The sequence below is a fragment of the Nitrogeniibacter aestuarii genome, assembly GCF_017309585.1.
GTDB classification, from domain to species: Bacteria; Pseudomonadota; Gammaproteobacteria; order Burkholderiales; family Rhodocyclaceae; genus Nitrogeniibacter; species Nitrogeniibacter aestuarii.
Genome location: NZ_CP071321.1, coordinates 919,104 through 939,614, shown reverse-complemented (window position 1 = coordinate 939,614; position 20,511 = coordinate 919,104). Strand labels below are relative to the sequence as shown.

21 protein-coding genes are annotated in these 20,511 nt (G+C 64.1%); 9 read left to right on the top strand and 12 right to left on the bottom strand.

The window, feature by feature from the left end:
* Nucleotides 1-417: 417 nt before the first annotated feature.
* Genes J0W34_RS04385 through J0W34_RS04345 form a run of 9 tightly spaced genes read left to right on the top strand, consistent with a single transcriptional unit; the run spans nt 418 to nt 8,311 of the window.
* Complete coding sequence (locus tag J0W34_RS04385; protein ID WP_230970842.1) at nt 418-900, top strand: MSMEG_0572/Sll0783 family nitrogen starvation response protein; 483 nt, start codon at nt 418-420, stop codon at nt 898-900.
* Nucleotides 901-919: 19 nt separating this feature from the next.
* Entirely contained in the window at nt 920-1,930 is a 1,011-nt protein-coding gene (locus J0W34_RS04380) for a Nit6803 family nitrilase (RefSeq protein WP_230970841.1), read from the top strand.
* Nucleotides 1,887-2,999: an MSMEG_0568 family radical SAM protein gene (locus J0W34_RS04375; RefSeq protein WP_230970840.1), complete on the top strand. Its 1,113-nt coding sequence runs from the start codon at nt 1,887-1,889 to the stop codon at nt 2,997-2,999. Before J0W34_RS04380 ends, J0W34_RS04375 begins: the two co-directional genes overlap by 44 nt.
* Nucleotides 2,996-3,553, top strand: a complete 558-nt coding sequence (locus J0W34_RS04370; protein WP_230970839.1) for an MSMEG_0567/Sll0786 family nitrogen starvation N-acetyltransferase — start codon at nt 2,996-2,998, stop codon at nt 3,551-3,553. Before J0W34_RS04375 ends, J0W34_RS04370 begins: the two co-directional genes overlap by 4 nt.
* A complete protein-coding gene (locus tag J0W34_RS04365) occupies nt 3,550-4,548 on the top strand; it encodes a sll0787 family AIR synthase-like protein (RefSeq protein WP_230970838.1) in 999 nt (332 codons plus the stop codon). Before J0W34_RS04370 ends, J0W34_RS04365 begins: the two co-directional genes overlap by 4 nt.
* On the top strand, nt 4,541-5,728 hold the full coding sequence (locus J0W34_RS04360) for an MSMEG_0565 family glycosyltransferase (protein ID WP_230970837.1): 1,188 nt from the start codon (nt 4,541-4,543) through the stop codon (nt 5,726-5,728). Before J0W34_RS04365 ends, J0W34_RS04360 begins: the two co-directional genes overlap by 8 nt.
* On the top strand, nt 5,721-6,014 hold the full coding sequence (locus J0W34_RS04355) for an MSMEG_0570 family nitrogen starvation response protein (RefSeq protein ID WP_230970836.1): 294 nt from the start codon (nt 5,721-5,723) through the stop codon (nt 6,012-6,014). Before J0W34_RS04360 ends, J0W34_RS04355 begins: the two co-directional genes overlap by 8 nt.
* 37 nt (nt 6,015-6,051) lie before the next feature.
* Complete coding sequence (locus tag J0W34_RS04350; RefSeq protein WP_230970835.1) at nt 6,052-7,356, top strand: MSMEG_0569 family flavin-dependent oxidoreductase; 1,305 nt, start codon at nt 6,052-6,054, stop codon at nt 7,354-7,356.
* Nucleotides 7,357-7,375: 19 nt separating this feature from the next.
* A complete protein-coding gene (locus tag J0W34_RS04345; protein ID WP_230970834.1) occupies nt 7,376-8,311 on the top strand; it encodes a Pnap_2097 family protein in 936 nt (311 codons plus the stop codon).
* Nucleotides 8,312-8,335: 24 nt separating this feature from the next.
* On the opposite strand, the gene J0W34_RS04340 is transcribed toward J0W34_RS04345, so the two are convergent.
* The 12 genes from J0W34_RS04340 to J0W34_RS04285 all read right to left on the bottom strand — a co-directional run bounded on the left by J0W34_RS04340 (nt 8,336) and on the right by J0W34_RS04285 (nt 20,458).
* Nucleotides 8,336-9,238 (bottom strand): DMT family transporter, encoded by a 903-nt coding sequence (locus J0W34_RS04340; RefSeq protein WP_230970833.1) that lies wholly within the window; start codon nt 9,236-9,238, stop codon nt 8,336-8,338.
* A 529-nt stretch (nt 9,239-9,767) separates the two neighbouring features.
* Complete coding sequence (locus J0W34_RS04335) at nt 9,768-10,946, bottom strand: NAD(P)/FAD-dependent oxidoreductase (RefSeq protein ID WP_230970832.1); 1,179 nt, start codon at nt 10,944-10,946, stop codon at nt 9,768-9,770.
* Between the two features lie 79 nt (nt 10,947-11,025).
* The gene (locus J0W34_RS04330) at nt 11,026-11,385 is read right to left on the bottom strand and encodes a carboxymuconolactone decarboxylase family protein (RefSeq protein ID WP_230970831.1); all 360 of its coding nucleotides are present in this window, start codon (nt 11,383-11,385) and stop codon (nt 11,026-11,028) included.
* 4 nt (nt 11,386-11,389) lie between these two features.
* Nucleotides 11,390-11,941, bottom strand: a complete 552-nt coding sequence (locus tag J0W34_RS04325) for an OsmC family protein (RefSeq protein ID WP_230970830.1) — start codon at nt 11,939-11,941, stop codon at nt 11,390-11,392.
* A 46-nt stretch (nt 11,942-11,987) separates the two neighbouring features.
* On the bottom strand, nt 11,988-12,431 hold the full coding sequence (gene cynS, locus J0W34_RS04320) for a cyanase (protein ID WP_230970829.1): 444 nt from the start codon (nt 12,429-12,431) through the stop codon (nt 11,988-11,990).
* A gap of 27 nt (nt 12,432-12,458) precedes the next feature.
* Nucleotides 12,459-13,382, bottom strand: coding sequence for an ABC transporter ATP-binding protein (locus J0W34_RS04315; RefSeq protein ID WP_230970828.1), 924 nt, complete (start codon nt 13,380-13,382; stop codon nt 12,459-12,461).
* 4 nt (nt 13,383-13,386) lie between these two features.
* Nucleotides 13,387-14,229 (bottom strand): nitrate ABC transporter permease, encoded by an 843-nt coding sequence (gene ntrB / locus J0W34_RS04310; protein WP_230970827.1) that lies wholly within the window; start codon nt 14,227-14,229, stop codon nt 13,387-13,389.
* A 10-nt stretch (nt 14,230-14,239) separates the two neighbouring features.
* Nucleotides 14,240-15,586 (bottom strand): ABC transporter substrate-binding protein, encoded by a 1,347-nt coding sequence (locus J0W34_RS04305; protein ID WP_230970826.1) that lies wholly within the window; start codon nt 15,584-15,586, stop codon nt 14,240-14,242.
* 65 nt (nt 15,587-15,651) lie between these two features.
* Entirely contained in the window at nt 15,652-15,834 is a 183-nt protein-coding gene (locus J0W34_RS04300; protein WP_230970825.1) for a rubredoxin, read from the bottom strand.
* Nucleotides 15,835-15,869: 35 nt separating this feature from the next.
* Entirely contained in the window at nt 15,870-17,057 is a 1,188-nt protein-coding gene (locus J0W34_RS04295; protein WP_230970824.1) for an acyl-CoA dehydrogenase family protein, read from the bottom strand.
* A gap of 149 nt (nt 17,058-17,206) precedes the next feature.
* A complete protein-coding gene (locus tag J0W34_RS04290) occupies nt 17,207-18,871 on the bottom strand; it encodes a sigma-54 interaction domain-containing protein (RefSeq protein ID WP_230970823.1) in 1,665 nt (554 codons plus the stop codon).
* A gap of 282 nt (nt 18,872-19,153) precedes the next feature.
* Nucleotides 19,154-20,458: an OprD family outer membrane porin gene (locus J0W34_RS04285; protein ID WP_230970822.1), complete on the bottom strand. Its 1,305-nt coding sequence runs from the start codon at nt 20,456-20,458 to the stop codon at nt 19,154-19,156.
* Between the last annotated feature and the right edge of the window lie 53 nt (nt 20,459-20,511).

Below are 20,511 nucleotides of genomic sequence, written 5' to 3'. Positions count from 1 at the left end.
TGGCGCGGGCATGGTCGTGATCCGTTCGATTTCCCCCTCGATTCCCTGACTGCTTCGGTCAGCGCCATCCGGCGCCGAGCCCCCTTGTTTCGGCCCCGGAAAGCCGGATCACATCGCGCACGACCCGCCGATTGTATGCATACAAAAATCGCACTTAATGCGTGCAATTCACCTCCTCGCCGCACGCTTCCTGTGCGCGGAATTCTCTTGCAAATCCTGATGATGAGGCACCCCACGCGGGCACCAGAACGCTGAATGCGCCGTCGCACGCGCGATTACTTGTATGCATACAATAAAAATACAATGGCTGGCACATTGATTGCTCAATTGATGCTGCGCACCACGCTGAAACGTTCCGGTCTTCCGGCCGGGGCTGCGACGCGAAGTGCGCCCCCCAACACATCAAGGAGCAACAACATGCCCGCAGTCACTCAAGCCCCTCATGCCGATGGCGACTTCTTTGTCGATTACGAAGACAAGGTCTTTGAAGACGTAAAAGCCGAACCCGGCCAGAAAGCGCTGGTCACCTTTCACACCGTGGCCTTCGAGGGCTCGATCGGCCTGGTCAATTTGCTGCAGGCCACGCGTCTGCTGCGCAAGGGCTTCGACACCACCATCCTGCTGTACGGTCCGGGCGTCACCCTGGGCCTGCAGCGTGGCTTCCCCCGCCTGGGCGACGAGGCCTTCCCCGGCCACCTGGCCATGAACAAGCAGATCGCCAAGTTCATCGAAGAAGGCGGCAAGGTGTATGCATGCCGCTTCGGCCTGCAAGCCCTGTACGGCCATGGCGAGCCCTCACTGATCCCGGGCATCGTACCGATCAGCCCCCTCGATGTGATGGACCTTCAGTTGCTCCACAAGCGCGACAACGCGTTCGTGGTCAACACCTGGACCCTCTGACGGATCGAGGAGACCCCGCATGACGACCTCCCGAACCGTCCGCGTTGCCGCCGTGCAGATGGCACCGGATCTCGAGTCTGCGATGGGCACGGTGGACAAGGTCTGCCTGGCCATCACGGAGGCCGGGCAGAAAGGCGCGCACATGGTGGTCTTCCCGGAGACCTTCGTGCCCTACTACCCGTACTTCTCGTTCATCCAGCCCGCGGTCACCATGGGCGCCGCGCATCTGAAGCTGTACGAGTGGGCGGTGACCGTCCCCGGGCCGGTGACCCGGGCCGTGGGCAATGCCGCGCGCAAGGCCGGCACCGTCGTCGTGCTGGGGGTCAATGAGCGTGACCATGGCACGCTCTACAACACCCAGCTGATCTTCGATGCGACGGGCGAACTGGTGCTCAAGCGTCGCAAGATCACCCCCACCTACCATGAGCGCATGGTGTGGGGACAGGGCGACGGCAGCGGCCTCAAGGTGGTCGATACCGCCGTCGGCCGCGTCGGCGCCCTGGCCTGCTGGGAGCACTACAACCCGCTCGCCCGCTATGCCCTCATGGCCCAGCATGAGGAAATCCATGCTGCGCAGTTTCCCGGTTCGATGGTCGGCCAGATCTTTGCCGACCAGATGGCGGTGACCATCCGTCACCATGCGCTCGAGTCCGGCTGCTTCGTGGTCAACGCCACCGGCTGGCTCACCGATGCCCAGATCGAGTCGATTACCCCCGACCCGGCCATGCAGCGCGCACTGCGCGGCGGCTGCCATACCGCCATCGTCTCACCGGAAGGCAACTACGTGTGCCCGCCCCTCACCGAGGGCGAGGGCATGCTCGTGGCCGACCTGGACATGGCCCTCATCACCAAACGAAAACGCATGATGGATTCGGTCGGTCACTACGCCCGGCCCGAACTCCTGTCCCTGCATGCCGACCTGGCCACCAAGGCCCCGCTGCATGCGCTCGGCGACGCCGAGATGCCCAACCCCACGGGAGCACACGATGACCATGACGAGCCCGGCTGCCTCGCAGCACCTCATCTCTGACCTGCAAAGCCGCGGCTTTCGCCTGGAAGGCGTGGCAGCGGACATTCACAGCCGGCGCGGTGGCGCCGGCCCCTCGGACCATGCTGCGGTGGTGGTGGACGGCCGGCCCGTCATGGTGCCGGTGCACACCAGCAGCGCCCACAATTCGCCCTACCTGGCCTCGGTGCCCAACGCCGACGGGCAGGCCACGATCCGGCGCGACGGGGTCACCATCGCAAAGGTGGAGTTCGCCCGCAAGCCGCGCTTCTACCGACTGCAAACCCTCGACGGTGTGCCCTACAGCCACATCGCCACCCTGCACGGCACCGACGTGCTGGCCACCACGGTGCTGCAACAGTGCATCCGCTATCAGAGCCGCACCAAGAGCTGCCAGTTCTGCAGCATCGGCCAGTCACTCGCGGCCGGGCGCACGGTGGCCCACAAGAGCCCGGAGCAACTGGCCGAGGTCGCCCGTGCCGCCGTGCTGCTCGACGGCGTGCGTCACATGGTCATGACCACCGGCACGCCGCCGACCGCCGACCGGGGCGCCAAGGTGATGTGCGAGAGCGCCGAGGCCATTCGCGCGGCGGTGGATCTGCCGCTGCAGGCCCAGTTCGAACCGCCGGAAGACTTCGCCTGGTTCCGCCGGGTCCGTGAGGCCGGCGTCGACAGCGTGGGCCTGCATCTGGAAATCGTCACGCCGGCACTGCGCACACGCCTGATGCCGGGCAAGGCCACGGTCTCACTGGCCCGCTATGACGAGGCCTTTGCCGCGGCGGTGGAGACGTTCGGCCGCGGCCAGGTGTCCACCTACATCCTTGCTGGCCTGGGCGATACCCGGGATGCGATTCTCGAGACCTGCGCCCGGCTGGTGAACATGGGCGTGTATCCCTTTGTGGTGCCTTTCGTACCCATCTCCGGCACGCCGCTGGAAGATCACCCCGCCCCCGACAGCACCTTCATGGATGAACTGCTGCGGCCGCTGGCCGGGCTCATCCGGGGCGCCGGCCTGTCCGGGGCGGGCATGAAGGCCGGCTGCGGCAAATGCGGCGCCTGCTCCGCACTGGCCAGCTACGAGGCCCGGGCATGAACGCGCCGCTGCCCGAAAACCTGCGTCTGCTGGTGCCGCGCGACTATCGGATCGTGCACGCCGATGCGGCGGGGAAAGCCGCTGCGCAGCAACTGCGTCGCGCCGTGTTCTGCCACGAGCAGGGGCTTTTCGACGGCGACGACACCGACGCCATCGATCCCCACGCGCTGACGCTGGTGGCTTATCCGGCAACGGATGCCACGCCGCCGGGTGATCGCCCGGTGGTCGGCACGGTGCGCATCCATCAATGCGAGCCCGGCACCTGGCAAGGCTCTCGCCTCGCGGTGGCGAGCGAGTTCCGCCGGGTCGGCGTGATCGGCGCAGCGCTCATCCAGCTTGCCGTACGCAGTGCCCACACCTTCGGCTGCAAGCGTTTCATCGCCCAGGTGCAGGCCGCCAATGTGCGCATGTTCCAGCGACTGCATTGGCACAGCCTGGGCAGCACCGAGCTGCACGGTCAGCCGCACCACGTCATGTCGGCCGACCTCGCGCATTACCCGGCCTTTGCACCGGATGAGCCGCTGCGGGTGCACGTGCATCGGGGGCGATCATGACGCTCGACGCCCTGATGACTGAAATGCGTGCCCATAAGGGCCTGGCGCACAAGCGCGACATCGAGACGCTGCTGCGTCATGTGTCGGTGCCACATGTGCCGGGCGCGGCGGCCTGGCTGGGGGACGATTGCGCGGCCCTCCCGCGTGGCGACAGTCACCTGTTGTTCGCCATCGAAGGTTTCATGAACGAGTTCGTCGCCCACGATGCCTGGTTCGCCGGCTGGTGTGGCGTCATGGTCAACGTCTCCGACATCGCCGCCATGGGCGGCCGCGCCCTGGCGGTGGTCGATGCCCTGTGGAGCGATGGCGATGCCCATGCCGCCGCCGTGATGAAGGGCCTGGACGACGCAGCCCGCGCGCTGGGCGTGCCCATCGTGGGCGGCCACAGCAACCTGCGTACGACGCAGACCCAGCTGGCGGTGGCCATCGTGGGTGAAGCGAACACCTTGCTCACCAGCTTTGCGGCGCGGCCGGGGGATGCCCTGGTGGCAGCCATCGACCTGCGCGGTGCGTATCGCGAGCCCTTCGACAACTGGGATGCGGCCACCTCGGCTCCGGCCGGACGCATGTGCGGCGACCTCGAGCTGCTGCCGATCGCGGCGGAGCGTGGGCTGGCCCACGGCGCCAAGGACATCAGTCAGGCTGGCCTGCTGGGCACGGCGCTCATGTTCATGGAGTGCTCCGGCGTCGGCCTGCAGCTCGACCTGGATGCCGTTCCACAGCCGCACGGTGTGCCCCTCGCCCGCTGGCTCAGAAGTTTTCCGAGTTTCGGCTACCTGCTGGCCTGCCGCCCCGAGCAGGTGAGCGATCTGGTCGCGCATTTCGCAACGCGGGACATTACGGCGGCCGGCATCGGGCACTTCGACGCCAGCCGTCGCCTGCAGGTGCGCACCAACGCCGCGGGTGTTGCCGAGCAGGCGACTTTCTGGGATCTGACGCAGTCTCCCCTGATGGGGGTCGAAGCCCCCGCGCACCGGGAGGTCTGCCATGTGTGAGCGCCCCTTGCGTATCGCCCTGCTGACCCATTCGGTGAACCCGCGCGGCGGGGTGGTGCATTGCCTGTCGCTGGGCGAAGCACTCATGGCGCGCGGCCATGCGGTGACCATCCACGCGCCTGCGGCGGCCGGCTCACGCTTCTTTCGCGGGACTTCGTGTGCGACACGTTTCGTGCCCTGCGAGGTCGCTCCAGCGTCGCTCAGCGCGGTGGTCGAGGCCCGCATCCGCGGGTTCGTGGATTGGTTCTCGCAACCGGGACATGCCGATTTCGACGTGTTCCATGCCCACGACGGCATCGGCGCCAACGCGCTGCTGGCCTTGCGCCGGGCCGGCACGGTGGCCGGCTACCTGCGCACGGTCCACCACCTGGAAACCTCCTTCGGGGATGCCCGGGTCGATGCCTGGGAGGCACGTTGCATCGATCATGCGGATCGCCTGCTGACGGTCAGCCCCACCTGGCAGGACACGCTGCTGCAGCGTTTCGGCCGCGCTTCAACGCTGGTGGGCAATGGCGTGGATCTGTCCCGCTTCAATCCGCAGCCGACCGAGATGGATGTTCGCCTGCGTCACCGCCTGGGGCTGGGCCGCGGGCCGATCTTTCTGATGGTCGGCGGTATCGAGGCGCGCAAGAACACCATCGGCGCGCTGCGTGCCTTTGCCCGGCTCAGACACGGCGTACCCGACGCTCAACTGCTCATCGTGGGCGGCGCCAGCCTGCTCGACCATGATCGCTACCGCCGGGATTTCGATGCCGCGCTCGCCCAGGCCGGCCTGACAGCGGGGATCGAGGTGATTCTCGCCGGCGTGCTGGCCGATGACGAGATGCCTGCGGCCTACCGTCTTGCCGACGCGCTGGTGTTCGCCTCTCTGATCGAGGGTTTCGGGCTGGCGATCATCGAGGCCATGGCCTGCGGGGTCCCCACCCTGGTCTCGGGCATGGCGCCCTTCACCGATTTTCTCGGCGACACGGACTGCCTCTGGGTCGATCCGCACGACCCGGACTCGATTGCCACCGCCATGTGCCGCGCGCTCATCCCGGCCACCCGCCAGCAACTGATCGAAGCGGGCCACCAGGTGGCGGCGCACCACCTGTGGAGTGACTGCGCACACGCGCATGAAGCCGCCTATCTCGACCTGCTTAAAACCACAACCCCAATCACGGAGTTTCAACATGCCTGAGATCTACTTCGACGTCCGTTGGCCCGATGGCCAGCAGGAACGCTGCTACTCCCCCTCGCTGGTCATCCAGGATCACCTCGATGCCGGTGGCCGCTACCCGGTGGGTGATTTCGTCCAGCGCTGCGAGAGCGCCCTGGGCGAAGCCAGCGAACGGGTCAAGGCCAAGTACGGTTTCTACTGCTCCAGTGCCATGGATCAGCTCGCGCGCATCAGAACGCGCGCCGAGGACTTCGACCCCTCGGAAAGTGAAGTCCTCGTCGAAGGCTTCAAGCCCGGCGCCCGCTGAGCGCCGCCCCCCAACCCCGCAACACAGAGGATTTCCCATGAATACCCTATTCCCCCAATCGACAGAACTACTCTCGCGCACCCATTACCCGGTACTGATCATCGGCGGCGGCCAGGCCGGGCTGTCCTTGAGCTATCGCCTCAAGCAACAGGGCATCGACCATATCGTGTTCGAAAAGCGTCGTGTCGCCCATTCCTGGAAGCATGAACGCTGGGACAGTTTCTGCCTGGTGACGCCGAACTGGCAATGTCAGCTGCCGGACTTTCCGTATGCCGGCGATGATCCGACCGGCTACATGCTCAAGGACGAGATCGTGGATTACGTCGAGGCCTTCGCACGAAGCTTCGAGCCACCCATCGTCGAGGGCGTGTCGGTCCAGCAGGTGAGCCGGTCGGCGTCGGGACGCTTCGACGTGGCGACCAGCGCGGGGCGTTTCGAGGCCGACCAGGTGGCCATCTGCACCGGCGGTTACGACATCCCCATCGTGCCGGACTATGCGGCCAGCCTGCCGGCTCACATCCAGCAGATCCACTCGCGGGACTACCGCAATCCGGCGCAGCTGCCCGAGGGCGAAGTGCTGGTGGTCGGCTCCGGGCAATCCGGCGTGCAGTTGATGGAAGACCTGCACCTGGCCGGGCGCAAGGTGCACCTGTGTGTGGGCCCGGCCCCGCGCTCGCCCCGCAAGTACCGGGGCAAGGACGCCACCGAGTGGCTGTGGGACATGCGCTACTACGAGCTCACCATCGACCGTCACCCGCTCGGCGAAGCCGCCCGCGAGAAGACCAACCATTACATGACCGGGCGCGACGGCGGTCACGAGATCGATCTGCGCCGCTTCGCCCTCGAAGGCGTGAAGCTGTATGGCTCGATGGCCAACATCCAGAGTAGCCGGCTTGAATTTCTGCCCGACCTGAGCAAGAACCTGGACGACGCCGACGAGGTGTACGTGAGTATTCGCCGGGACATCGACAAGTTCATCGCCGACAAGGGCATCGACGCGCCGGAAGAGCCGCCGTTCGCCAAGGTCTGGGCGCCCGAGTCCGACCCCACGTCCCTCGATTGCGATGCGGCCGGGATCACGAGCATCGTGTGGGCCATCGGCTTTCGCCCGGACTACCGCTGGATCGACCTGCCCACCTTCGATGGGCGCGGTCGGCCGAAATTCACCCGCGGCGTCTCGCCGGTGGAGGGGCTTTACTTCCTCGGGCTGCCGTGGCTCAACACTTGGGGCTCGGGTCGCTTCCTCGGCGTGGCCGAGGATTCAGCCTACCTCGCCGAGGTGATCGCCGAGCGCCTGGCCAGCGTCCGACCGGCCGACGCCGCTGTTGCGGCAGCCGTCTGATCGCCCTGGGGAGATCACCATGTTCGATGCCGCCTTCTCAGCCTGGAGCCCCCCTGACACACGACCGGCCACCCTGCCGGCCCGGGTACGGGTGGGCATGCCGCAACTGGGTCTCAACGGCCTGTCGGAGAGCTGGCTTCTGGCCGAATGTGGTGATCGCCACTGGCAACTGCTGGCGGAGGCCTGCGGCCAGCCGGTGGTGAATCTGCGCGATGGCCGGGGGCGACGTGTGTATGCGGCGTTTCGTGCCATCCGGTTGCGGCAGGCCGCCCTTGAGCGGGTTGGCGAGGGCGATCTCCTTTCGCTCGACAGCCGGATCGGCCGCATCAGCCGCACCCAGTGCTACAGCAAGCATGTGATTGCCTGCGGGAACGAGATCATTGCTACGCTGGAGATGCAGTCGGTGTTTGTCGCCCGCGAGCGCGCGGACGACAACACCTCCGCGGTACGCAGCGCGGTCCCCGGCTTCGACGGCCTTCCCGAACTCGGCGACGGCGCGCGCTTCGCTGACTTGAACAGGCAGCGTTCGCAGAAAAAGCCGCGCCCGGAATCGGCGCATGCTCATGCCCACAGCTTTGCGCCGCAACTCCTGGACACCAACCCCAGCGCCCACTTCAATGGCGCGGGTTTCATGTACTTTGCACGTTTCCACGAGTTTGCAGATCAGGCCGAGTCACGCTGGTTCGGTCGTGCGGCCCACCACCTGAGTACGACCGAACGCCACATCCTGTTCCACGGAAACGCCAATCCCGGCGCCCGACTCGTCCTGCACCTGCATGAGCTGGCAAACCCTGACGGGCGCATGGATCATCACATCCAGATGGCCCGCAGCGCCGACGGTGTGGTAATCGCCGACATCTACTCACAGCGTTGTCATGTCAGACGCGTGGTCAATGCGGCCGACAATGTCGTGCCGATCGTTCCGCCGAGCCGTGAAGGTGCCACGACAGCCTAGAACGCAGGCGATCCGGGGGGCGCGTCAGCGATACCTGCGCGAGGCGAAGCGCTGGAGCGTATTGGACGGCATGGCGCCCAGCAAGGCCCCCAGCGACACGATCACGACACCAATGCCCGTCACCAGGCTCAGTGCTTCGTCCAGGATGAAGAAACCACCGATCGCGGTCAGCGCGGGCACCAGCGCCAGCATCATGGACGCTTCACAGGCACCGATCTTCTGGCTCGCGTAACTGTACATGCCCGCAGCCAACAAGGCGGCCACGATGCCTTGATAGACCGCTTGAAGCGCAATGGCGCCCCAACTCGCGCTGGCCAGCTCACTGGGCAACCAGAGCAGATACACGGGCATGTAGGTGACGACCGAGAACGCGGCGATGCCGAGAATGCAGTGCTGGGGCTTGATGCCCCATCGGCGCATCAACAGCCCGAAGATCGCCCAGCACAGGGCGGCCGCAAGAAACAGGACATCCCCGATCCATTGCCCGGCAACCGCCGGCGCGGCCAGGCTGTGGAAGCCGATCAGAACGAGCCCGGAGCTCGACAGGAGCAAGGCCAGAAGGGTCTGGCGTGCGATGTGGAAACCGGCCAGGACAGCGGCGATCACGACCGTCCAGAACGGGATGCCGCCATTGACGAAAAGCCCCGCGTGCGCCGCGGGGGCATAGGAAAATCCTGAGTACACGAAGATGCCGTAGCCGAGGCCGGCGAACGTTGCCAGCACCGCATGGCGGGGCCAGTCGCGGATCGGGACATACCTGAAAAAGAACGGCAGGGTCAGTGTGGCCGACACACCGTAGCGCAGCGCCGCAAGATCGAACGGGGTAAAGGAGGCCGTCGATCCAAACCGCGAAACGAGATTGAATCCGGTCCAGCACGCAACGACCACAAGTGCAGCCAGAAAACCCTTGGCGGTGTCTGAAGGCACGATCCCGTGGCGGCTCATTAAACTCATCTGAAAACCAATCTTGTTGTTTGTCGCAGGATCAGCAGCGCATCGGGGCGAAACCGCCTCCGATTGCGATCAGAGTCCTGCTTGGGGGACGTGTGGCGGTTGGCGCTGATTCGGGGTGCCACTCGGCGGCCACGGGCACGTGTGAGCTGATCGGCCGCCGGTGGCGCCGCCGATGAACCCTGCGTAAGCGCAATGGCCGTCACTTCACCACGTCTTGCTCGATTGCGCCAGAGTCAGATGGTGCGATTTTCAAGCGGAACAGCTGGCTCGGCCCCATGGCCGACAGGGCTGCCACGAAAATGGCGGTGGGACTCGAGCCGGAACGGCCAGCAGAACGCACGGGCGCGTTCGGCAGGCAGGCGTGATGACCCGGCGCTGGCATTCACCACAGCGCTCTGAAGCCGCGAACCGGCAAGGGCACACGCTGGCCGACAGCGATCTGACAGCCGCTCAGCGCGACTTCAGCAACAACGCGACCGCGGCGGCAGCGCTTGCACGGCTTCTAGGCCGTGGCGGGCGTGGGGACGCCGGACTGGATACGGGTGACAAGCATCTGCCGCTCGCGGGTCATCGCGCCCTGAAGGACAAATCCCGCCAGTGCGCCATCCGGGCCAAGATAGAGCGCACGCAGATCCGCACTGCCTGGATCACTGGCGTCCACCTGCCATGTGCCCGGCACGCCAGACGGGGGCGGGCAGATGACGGTCGGACACGCCGGCGTCTTCACCACGATGGGCATCACCGGATACACCAGCGCCTCGGCATGTCCGGTCAGTGTGCCGGCCAGCGTTTTGGCCTGCTGCATGATCGGCATCACGTACGGGAGGACTTGACCATCCGCCTCGACACAGTCGCCCAGCGCGTGGATATGCGGATCGGAAGTGCCGAGAAACGCATCCGCAACGATGCCGCGGTGGGTCTTGATCCCCGCCGAACGGGCAAGTTCAAGATTGGGGACGAGCCCGATGGCACTGATCACAAGATCGAATTCGGCAACGTCGCCGCTGGCCGTACTCAGCCGGTAGCCCTCGCCCACATGTTCGATGGCCGCCAGCTGCGTCGCCATGTGCAGGTCCACGCCTGCGGCCGTGAGCCGCTCTGCCATCGACCGGGCAGCAAAGGGCGGCAGCAAGCGCTCGAGCGGCTGTTCCGCCATGTCGTAGAGCGACACCTGAAAACCGCCCAGACAAAGGTCATTGGCAAATTCACACCCGATCAGTCCGGCACCGACGATGGCCACCCGGCGCTTGCCGTCAAGGCGCTGACGCAACCGTGCGTATTCATCCAACGTATTCACGCTGATCACGTCGGCCACGCCATTGCCCGCCAGGGGCAGTCGCATCTGCGAGGCCCCGACCGCGAGCACGAGTTCATCGTAGTCGAGCTTGCAACCATCGAGCGCCAGCGTTCGGGACGAGGCGTCGATACCCAGCACCCGTCGTCCGGCGAGGATCACGATGGAAAGATCCTGTTCGAGCTTTGCGGCGCGGGTCAGCACCAGCCCGGTCGCATCCTTGCCCGAGGCAAAGGCGGTGGACAGACCGGGTTTGGAGTAGAAGTGCCCGTCGTCGGCGCACACAAGCAGCATCTCGAGCGACTTGTCGCGCTTGCGGATTTCCCGCACCAGGGTCATGCCGGCCAATCCGCTGCCGACGATCACGATTCGCTTTCGCTGGGTCATTTGTCTTGCCTGTGTGATGCCTGTGGCGCCCGCCGCCGGCCAACGGGCCGGACGGACGGAACGCGATAGAGGTTGAAGTTCAGGCCACTGCGGCCTCGACCGGCGCAAACTCGTCGTAAGCGCGTACCGCCTCGGCGGCATACATGAGGGTCGGACCACCGCCCATGTAGATGCACACCGCCAGCGTCTCCATGAGCTGCTCCCGGGTGACGCCCAGTTTGTGCAAGGCCTTGACGTGAAAGCCGATGCAGGCATCACAGCGCGAGGACACACCGATGGCCAGTGCGATCAGCTCCTTTTGCAGGGGCGACATCGCGCCGTCGGAGAGCGCGGCCTGAGACATCTGGCCAAAGCCCTTCATGGTCTCCGGCACGGCGCTGCGCAGTTGCGCAAGCGCCTTGCCGACGTCACCCGTGATCACGGAAAACGACTTGCTCATCGTCTCAGGCCTCGGCGGCTTCGATGGTGCCGATCTCGAACGCGATCGGGTTGCGCATGCTGTTGGCCACCGGCGAGTAGTAGTTGGCGTGCTTGACGATGTCGTCGAGGGCCTCGCGGCTGGCATCGCCTTCCACCAGCACCTTCACCCGGATGTTCTGGAAACCCATTTGCTCCGGCTTCCGATCCGCGCCGCCCGCGCCCCAGGCGGCGGTGTTGCCGATCTCGGCTTCCATGAAGACTTCGAGGCGTGACAACTTCACCTCGCGATGGGTGGCCACCGCCGTGATGCCCACCGCCAGGCAGCCACCGAGGGCCGACAGCACGATCTCACCCGGTGCCGGCGCCGTATTTTCGCCGAACAGGTGCAGGGGCTCATCGACCACCACGGGGTTGTGGATGCCGACGAAGCTCCAGGAGCGGTACTGCCCCTGCATGACGGTGTGAACCTTGTTCACACCGCGACGCTCGGGGTTTTCGCGGCCGGCCTCGGCAAACTTCATGAGGCCATCACGGTCGATGGGGCGCAGGTAGGTATGGGACGATTGAGTGCTCATGTGACATTGCTCCGTAAGGATCTGGAATCAGAAATGAATGGCGTGATCAGTAGGTCTTGTAGGGCAGGAACTTGCCCGACATGGTGATGGCGACGCGGTCACCGGCCGAATGGGCCTCGCGCTTCAGATCCATCTTGAAGTCGATCGCGGACATGATTCCGTCGCCGAATTCTTCGTGGATAAGCTCTTTGAACGTGGTGCCATACACGTTGATGAGTTCGTAGAAACGGTAGATCAGCGGGTCGGTGGGCACGGCAGTGGGCAGCGATCCCTTGTACGGGACAGCCTGCAAAACGGGGATGGCCTCAGCCGGCAGCGAAAAGATCTCTGCGGTCATGCTGGCCTGCTCGGCGCTCATCGCCATCTGGCCCAGGCAGGCCGAGGTGACCCACTCCTTGGCGAGGCCGAAGCTGGCGGCCACATCCGACCACTTGATGCCCTTGGCGATCTTGGCGGTCATGATCATTTCAGTCACGTCATTGCGATTCATGCTCTTTCTCCTGAAGGGGGTAACTGCTTACTGGTTGACGATCTGTTTCAACTTGGCGGCCGGCCGTTTGGCCTCATCCACCTGGGGCTCCATATCCACGACCAATCCGGGGCGCACCACGCACGGGCGCCGGGGATCGTGCGGCAGTGCTGCAGCACCGGCGTACTCCTTGGAGCGATTCACCAGGAAGTCCACCAGGTGGTTGCGGATGCGGTAGTACTGCGGGTCGTGATGCATTTCGGCGCGGGTGCGCTCACGCGGCATGGTGATCTCGACGATCTCGGCGACCTTGGCGAGCGGCCCGTTGCTCATCAGGATCACCTTGTCGGCGAGGAGGATTGCCTCATCCACGTCGTGGGTGATCATGAACACCGTCTGGTGCGTGGCCTGCACGATGTTGAGCAGTTCGTCCTGGATCGTGCCCCGGGTGAGCGCATCGAGTGCCCCGAAAGGCTCGTCGAGCAGCAGCATCTTGGGTTGGATGGCGAAGGCGCGGGCGATACCCACCCGCTGCTTCATGCCTCCCGACAGCTCGGCGGGCTTCTTGTGGATGGCCTGACCCAGTCCGACCATGTCGAGAAAGCGGGTGCTGTGAGCCTCGATCTCGGTACGGGACCATTCCGGCCACCGGGATTTGACGGCAAAGGCCACGTTGCCGAGCACCGACATCCAGGGCATGAGCGCGTGATTCTGGAACACCACACCGCGCTCCAGACTCGGGCCCTTGACCTCCCGCTCGTTCATGATCACCACGCCGCTGGACGCCTGTTCGAGCCCTGCCAGCACGTTGAGGATGGTGGTCTTGCCGCACCCCGAATGTCCGATGATGCAGACGAACTCGCCCTTGTCGATACCGAAGTGAATGTCTTGAAAGACGGGGGTGCCGGCTTGACCGTCACTGGTTGGATAGACCTTGGTGAGGCCTTCCACGCTGAGAAAATGGTTCGTCATGGTGTCAGTCCTGATAGGTCACGGATTTCTGCAGGGCCCCGAAGGCCAGGTCGAGCAGCATCCCGACCAGCCCGATCATGGTGATCGCGAAGATCACGTTGGGCAGGGCCAGGTTGTTCCACTCGTTCCAGACGAAGTAGCCGATGCCCGTGCCGCCCACCAGCATTTCGGCGGCCACGATCACGATCCAGGCAATGCCCATCGAGATCCGCATGCCGGTGAGAATCGTTGGCGCGGCGGCCGGCAGAATCACCTGGAACGCCTTGCGCAGCGGCCCCACCTCCAGGGTGCGGGCGACATTGATCCAGTCACGCCGCACCGAGGCCACGCCGAACGAGGTGTTGATGAGCATCGGCCAGATCGAGCAGATGAAGATCACGAACACACCCGAAACGTCCGAATCCTTGAGCGTGTAGAGCGCAAGCGGCATCCACGCCAGCGGCGAAATCGGCTTCAGGATCTGGATGAAGGGATTCAGGGCCCGGGTCATGAGCGGCGACATGCCGATCACGAAGCCCAGCGGCAGCGCCACCAGCGTCGCCAGCAGGAAGCCGATGCCGACCCGCACCAGGGAATAGGCCAGCTGGATGCCAATGCCCTGGTCGTTGGGCCCGTTATCGTAGAAAGGGTCTGAGAGGTAATGGACGAAGGTCGCCGCCACCGTGGCCGGCGGTGGGAATCCCTCATGCTTGTCGCTGCCCTGGCCCATCAACGCGGCATACTCGGCATCTGCGGCGCTCATGGTCTGATCCGTCACCGACGGCACCGTCGCCAGATACCAGACGGCAAGGAACAGACCCAGCAGCATCAGCGAGAGCACCCCGGCCCGCAGGTTCATTCGATTCATGACGTCTCTCCTAGGCGCGCCGGATGGCGAAACTGTTCAGATAGGCGTCGGGCTGGCTGTGGTCGAATGGCTTGCCCAGGATCACGTGCTTGGCATAGGTGCTCTTGGGCGCTTCCACCCCCAGTTCCGCCATGCGCTTTTGCGCATCGGTGGCCAGAAAGACCCGCTCGGCAATGTCGCTGTAATTGACATCACCCTTGATGTAACCCCAGCGCTTCATCTGGGTGAGCATCCATACCGCCATCGAATGCCACGGGAAGGGATCGAAGCCGATGCGGTCCGGCACGTTGCGCACCTTGCCCAGGCCGTCCGCGAAGCGCCCGGTCAACACCTGCTCCACCACGATGGGGGGTTGGTTGAGATAGTTGGCCGGCGAGATCATCTCGGCCACGCCCTTGCGGTTTTCGGGCTTGTCGGCGAACACCGTGGCACGCATGATGGACCGCACCAGGGCCGCGAAGGTGTTGGGGTTCTCCTTGACGAAACTTTCGCTGGCAGCAAAAGCGCAACAGGGGTGGTTGTCCCAGATCTCGCTGGTCAGGGTGTGGATGAAGCCGACCTTCTCGAACACCGCGCGCTGATTGAAGGGCTCGGCCACGATGAAGCCGTCGATATTGCCCGAGCGCAGGTTGGCGACCATGTCGGGCGGGGCCATCACGCGCAATTGCACATCCTTGTCCGGATCGATCCCGTTGGCCGCCAGGTAGTAGCGCAGCAGGAAGTTGTGCATCGAGTAGTCGAAGGGAATGGCGAACTTCATGCCATTCCAGTTCTTCGGGTCGCGGTTGTCCTTGTGCTTCATCGCCAGCGTGATGGCATTGCCGTTGGTGTTTTCCATCACGGGCATCACCATCGGCTCGGCGCTCGACCCCACCCCCATCGAGATCGCCAGCGGCATCGGAGAGAGCATGTGGGAGGCGTCGAATTCCCTGGCCAGCACCTTGTCCCGCACGATCGCCCAACCGGCGGTCTTCTGCAGCGACACGTTGAGTCCTTCCTTGGCGTAGAAGTCCGCGGCACCCGCGAAGATGATCGGGGTCGCGCAGGTAATCGGCAGGAAGCCCACCTTGAGGTCCTTCTTCTCCAGCGGCCCCTTCTCCTGGGCCATGGCCGCGAGGGCTTCGAAGGGGAAGAGACTCGATACCGCCGCCAGGGCCGTTCCCGCGCCCACCGCTGACAGGAACTTGCGCCGTGTCGCGTCATGCGGGAACAACGCCCGCATGACGGTGGACTCCAGCAGGCGGCGCTGGAACGCGGCCTCGTCGGCCACTGCTGCGTCGTGCTCGGTCTCGCTGGCATGTTGACCACAGCTGCAGCCGAGTCGGCTATCGGGATTGAAAGGATTTTGCAAAGACATGTCGGGGCTCCTGATCAGATAGGTGTTTGCTGCGCGGCATCGAACGTGCCGTCACTGCAGGTAGTTCAGAATTCGAGCGGTTCGAAATCGACCTTGGTCACACCGCACTCGGGGCAGTACCAATCGTCCGGAATGTCCGCAAAGGCGGTGCCCGGCGCGATGCCATGATCAGGGGCACCCAGTGCCTCGTCGTAGATCCAGTTGCACACCTTGCAGATCCACTGGTTGGTTTGGAGCACGTCATTCATTTTTTGCCTCTCTGGAAAGGGATGGGAACCGTTGCTTACATGCCGTCGCAGCGCTCGCCGGATTCGATTCGCGCAATCTCGCGGCGCAGGTGCTTGGTGGCGGGGGTGACGATGGCCACGAAGTAGGCTTCGCGCAGGCGCCGCTGGGCGGGATTGCGCACCAGGTAGCCTTTGGCCCCCTGATGCAACATGGCCGCGTGGGCGGCGCGCACCGACAGCTCGCCCCCGGCCAGCCGCAGCTTGAGGATCTCGAGGATGCGCTCGGCGCCGGTGCCGGCGCTCAGTTCGTCGGCGATCTCATAGACTGACTCGCGTGCGCCGGCGAGCACCGTTTCGATGTCCCCGACCTGGTCATCCAGGTACTGATTCACGTGCGAGTGGCTTTTGTTGGATTGCTGCATGAGCTTGCAGCAGGCGTCGATGAGTCCGAGCCCCATCCCCATCTGCGCGTGAATCATGCCGGGCTTGATACGCTTGACGTACTCGTCGGACTCCTCGGGATGCGCGAGCACCCTGTCGTCCGGCACGAAGCTTTCCTTGAAGTGGCAAGCGAGTGTGCGCGTGCCGTCCAGGCCAATGAAACGGGCGCAGTCGAGCAGCTTGAAACCCGGTTGATCACAATCGACGAGCACGAAGACCAGCTTGCCGTCTTCGTCCTGAACCGGGCATCCGGTGGCGAAGACATGGTCGGCGCCCAGGTTCGACACCCAGGGCAGCACACCATTGATCAGATAACCGCCTTCGACGCGCCGGGCGCTGAGACGGAAGTCTTCGATGGTGTCACAGGACTTCACGGTGTTTGAGAGTCCGGTTCCTGCCAGCACCTCGCCGGACAGGATCCGAGGCAGAATCGACGCCTTGAGTTCGTCGTTGCCGGAAAGCTGGATGTAGCGTGCGCAGGCGGTCTGACACCACACCAGGAAGCCGGTGGAGAGGCATTCCTCCGACACCGCCTCCATCACCTCCACCACATGACGCATGCCGAGGCCGTTACCACCAAAGGCGGGCGCCGCAGCCCCACGGAAACCACCCGCTGCACCCAGTGCACGCATGAAATCCTGCGGATACTCGGCCTTGATATCCACGTCCAGCACCTTGGGCACAAGCTGGGAACGGATCAGCGAGCGAATCGCCGTCAGATCTCCAAGCTGAACTTCGGGCTCTTCGGGAACGGCAGGGAACGGTTGTTCGACAACCGCAGAGGCAAGGCTGGAAGAGGACATGAACAATCTCCTGGTCGGGCGGCTGGAACCGCGTGGCTGAGCTTTGCCAGGCTATTCGCGAGAACCGTGCCAGAAGATTTTTTCAAGCTAAAACAATGACTTGAAAATTCACTCCACTTTTAACAATTTCCAAAATGTATACATTTTGTTCACATTTTGGGTGGTTTTCGAGGTGGGACCGGTACGTCGAGCACCTCGATCCGGTAGTTGAGCTGACGCAAGGTCAGGTTGAGTGCTCGTGCTGTCCGGGACTTGTTGCCGCCGTGATGGACAAGCGCCGCGTGAATCAGCTCCCGCTCGCCGCCCTGCACCGGCCGGTAGTCGCGCACGGCGGAGAGGGGAGGCGCAGCGAACGCCTCCGTCATCGCCGCGCCGACGACGCTCGTGGTCGTATTTCCCTGCGGTTCCGGCAACGCTTCGAGCGATTGACCCTGAGCCTCGGTGACCAGCGCCAGATCCACCGTATCCTCGTCGATTTCCTCGCCCTTCGAGAGCAGCACGATGCGTTCAACCACGTTGTAGAGCTGGCGAATGTTGCCCGGCCAGGGATACGAGACAAGACTGCTCATGCCTTCCGGCGTGATGACGACATTGCGCTGGTGCTGCTGGTTCAGTTGCGAAACGAAATGCCGCACCAGCAGTTTGATGTCGCCCTGCCGTTCGCGCAGCGCCGGCAGGCGGACCGGAATCACGTTGAGGCGGTAGAACAGGTCGAGGCGGAAGCGCCCCGCGTGAACAAGGGCCATCATGTCCTGATGGGTGGCCGCCACGATGCGCACGTCGACCGGGATCTCGGTGTGCCCCCCCAATCGTTCGATGACGCGCTCCTGGAGCACGCGCAACAATTTGACCTGCACGGCCAAGGGCAGATCGCCGATCTCGTCGAGAAACAGGGTGCCGCCGTTGGCTTGCTCAAAGCGACCGATGCGCTGCTGATTGGCGCTGGTGAAAGCACCCTTCTCATGGCCGAAGAGCTCCGCCTCGAAGAGGGTCTCCGGAATCGCGGCGCAATTGACCTTGACGAAGGCCTTGTCGCTCCGGGGACTCTGCAGATGCAGGGCACGCGCGAAGAGCTCCTTGCCGGTGCCGGACTCTCCCAGCAGCATCACCGTGGCGTCGGTGCCCGCGACCTGTTCGAGCTGATCGAGAGCCGCCTGGAGCTTGGGCGCCTGCCCGATGATCCCCCAGTTCGCCTTGCCATGCTCTCGATGGTTCAAGGCGGCCTTCAGGGTGCGGTTTTCCTCCTGCAGACGCGCGGTGCGCTTGGCGATGAGTTGCTCGATCTTGAAGATCTGCCCCATCAACTCCGCAACGGTCTGGAGTATCTGCAGATCAGCGCGGATCGGTCGCTGCCGTGATCTCAGACGATGCACCCCGAGCACACCGGCGACCCGCCTGTCCACCATGATGGGCATCGCGATATAGGAGACCGTCCCCAGCGGGAGCGTGATGCGCTCGACCGCTCGCGACAACCAGGCAGGTTCATTGTCGATGTCCTGGACGATGGCAATCTCACCGCTCTGCATCACGCGCCCGGTGACCCCTTCGCCCATCTTGTATCGCCCCCGCTCCACTTCCTCCCGGGTCAGCCCGTAGGCGACCCGGATCACGAGTTGATCGCCGTCGTCTTCGCGCATCACCAGTCGTCCCCGGTTCAGGCCGAGCAACTCCGACAGCAGGTGCAGCATTTCGCGAACCGCCTTGAACGGTTCAAGGCCACGGCTCAGCAGCCCGATGCTTTCACGGACCAGCAACTGCTCCTGCTCGACGAGCTCCTCCCGCACTTCGGGCGAAGCCTGATAGAACGATTCCAATTGAACACCCCGACAGATTTCGAAGAAGAGCTGCCGCCCCTCCGACATCGGAGCACTTTGCCACACCCGCCGCCGATGGGGTGCGTTCGGGCACGACTTTCGTGGTGCACAGTGGCGTGGCGCGCCGGATCACGCTCTTCGAGATGGCAGTTGAGGAAGCGGTCTGTCTAAAACCCGGCGGGTCAATCGCCTGACATGGGCCAATCCGAAGCAAGCCAGGTCAAGCGCGTATGCGTGGCGAAGAACACAGCCAGTCTGCAGTGTTCTTCGCCACGCGTCCGCTCAGAAGAAACGATAGGTGTAGTCAATGTACAGCCGATGATCTGTGCCGTCCGACTTCACACCATCGACCCGGCCAGTCTTGTCGGCGGTGTATTTCAGGTAGCGATAACGCACCTTCAGACCCTTGACCGCCGGCACGGCGTAGAACACGTTGGCCTCCACTTCGTCCTCGTCCGCCTCGCCCAGGCTGGCCACGTGGCTGTTGCGCGCGCCGCTGCCACTCTTGTAGCTGACGGTGGTCTTGACCCCATTGACCAGTTCCTTCCAGTCATAACCGCCACGGACCATCCACACCGTTTCGTCCCGGTTGGTCATGTCGGCCAGCACACCGCCGGTCGGGAACGGATTCTGCCCATGATCGCCGGCAAAGTTGTCCTCGATCCAGAGGCCGTCGAACTTCGCCACGGCGGCGCCCAGTGTCAATGCGCCGTGGTTCCAGTCCGCCTGCAGATAAACACCCTGGCCATCGTTGTCGCTGCGGGCGCCCTTGGCGTACTTGTCCTCGTCGTCCTGATCGCTTTCCGAGCCGGTCAGGAACAGTTTGCCGTCGTCCCTCGAGGTATGCAGCCCCGCGGTCAGTTTCAGTGCGCTCTTCTCCGCCAGACTGAAGGTGTACGAGCCGACAAGGCCGAACTTGCTCAGGTAGTCCTTCGCGTGCAGATATTCCACGTTCACCGCCACCGGCCCCTGCTCGAACTTCGCACCGATCAGGCCCACATAGTCGATCTCGTCGTCGACGGAGCGATCGGTCCTGAGACGCTCGAAGCTCGAATCGGCCCGGGCGGACCATTCGTTGAACATGGCGCCGTAGAAGCTCAAGCCTTTCATCGGCGTGACCACACCGCTGCCGCCCGAGTAGGAGGCGGGAATGGCGCGACTGGTCGAGCTGAACAGCAGCATCGAGTTGTAGACCTGGCGCCCCAGCTTGGCCTGGAGCAGATCCTGGTACTTCACCTTGATGAAGGCCTGACCGATCTTGCCGAAGGAGTCGTGATAGTCCCCATCCGAGTCCGTCGACAGGATGTCGGTGGCTTCGGGGCCGGACGACCCCAGCCGCGTCACGCTGTAGCCGGAAATGCCCACGCCGATCACGTCGGCCAGATAGGGCGATTCATAGTTCAGTTGCAAACCGAGAGCGCTTTGCGTGCGGTCCTTCGATGAGTCTTCAAAGGACCGATCGAAATGAATCCCGCGCGCCTTGAGTTCGAGCATGTGGCCGCTTTGTTCAGCGGCATGCGTCAATCCGGGCACGACGGCCAGCGTCGATACGAGCAGGGCAACCGCTCGCTTGCTTTGTACTTTCATTGAACTCCTCCTGAGGCTTTGTGTGACCCGGCTCCCCGGGCACTTTTTCATCC

Excerpts from the sequence above, each read along its gene's own strand:
- J0W34_RS04385 (WP_230970842.1), top strand. The coding sequence starts at position 418 with ATGCCCGCAGTCACTCAAGCCCCTCATGCCGATGGCGACTTCTTTGTC.
- J0W34_RS04380 (WP_230970841.1), top strand. The coding sequence starts at position 920 with ATGACGACCTCCCGAACCGTCCGCGTTGCCGCCGTGCAGATGGCACCG.
- J0W34_RS04375 (WP_230970840.1), top strand. The coding sequence starts at position 1,887 with ATGACCATGACGAGCCCGGCTGCCTCGCAGCACCTCATCTCTGACCTG.
- J0W34_RS04370 (WP_230970839.1), top strand. The coding sequence starts at position 2,996 with ATGAACGCGCCGCTGCCCGAAAACCTGCGTCTGCTGGTGCCGCGCGAC.
- J0W34_RS04365 (WP_230970838.1), top strand. The coding sequence starts at position 3,550 with ATGACGCTCGACGCCCTGATGACTGAAATGCGTGCCCATAAGGGCCTG.
- J0W34_RS04360 (WP_230970837.1), top strand. The coding sequence starts at position 4,541 with ATGTGTGAGCGCCCCTTGCGTATCGCCCTGCTGACCCATTCGGTGAAC.
- J0W34_RS04355 (WP_230970836.1), top strand. The coding sequence starts at position 5,721 with ATGCCTGAGATCTACTTCGACGTCCGTTGGCCCGATGGCCAGCAGGAA.
- J0W34_RS04350 (WP_230970835.1), top strand. The coding sequence starts at position 6,052 with ATGAATACCCTATTCCCCCAATCGACAGAACTACTCTCGCGCACCCAT.
- J0W34_RS04345 (WP_230970834.1), top strand. The coding sequence starts at position 7,376 with ATGTTCGATGCCGCCTTCTCAGCCTGGAGCCCCCCTGACACACGACCG.
- J0W34_RS04335 (WP_230970832.1), bottom strand. The coding sequence starts at position 10,946 with ATGACCCAGCGAAAGCGAATCGTGATCGTCGGCAGCGGATTGGCCGGC.
- J0W34_RS04330 (WP_230970831.1), bottom strand. The coding sequence starts at position 11,385 with ATGAGCAAGTCGTTTTCCGTGATCACGGGTGACGTCGGCAAGGCGCTT.
- J0W34_RS04325 (WP_230970830.1), bottom strand. The coding sequence starts at position 11,941 with ATGAGCACTCAATCGTCCCATACCTACCTGCGCCCCATCGACCGTGAT.
- cynS (WP_230970829.1), bottom strand. The coding sequence starts at position 12,431 with ATGAATCGCAATGACGTGACTGAAATGATCATGACCGCCAAGATCGCC.
- J0W34_RS04315 (WP_230970828.1), bottom strand. The coding sequence starts at position 13,382 with ATGACGAACCATTTTCTCAGCGTGGAAGGCCTCACCAAGGTCTATCCA.
- ntrB (WP_230970827.1), bottom strand. The coding sequence starts at position 14,229 with ATGAATCGAATGAACCTGCGGGCCGGGGTGCTCTCGCTGATGCTGCTG.
- J0W34_RS04305 (WP_230970826.1), bottom strand. The coding sequence starts at position 15,586 with ATGTCTTTGCAAAATCCTTTCAATCCCGATAGCCGACTCGGCTGCAGC.
- J0W34_RS04300 (WP_230970825.1), bottom strand. The coding sequence starts at position 15,834 with ATGAATGACGTGCTCCAAACCAACCAGTGGATCTGCAAGGTGTGCAAC.
- J0W34_RS04295 (WP_230970824.1), bottom strand. The coding sequence starts at position 17,057 with ATGTCCTCTTCCAGCCTTGCCTCTGCGGTTGTCGAACAACCGTTCCCT.
- J0W34_RS04285 (WP_230970822.1), bottom strand. The coding sequence starts at position 20,458 with ATGAAAGTACAAAGCAAGCGAGCGGTTGCCCTGCTCGTATCGACGCTG.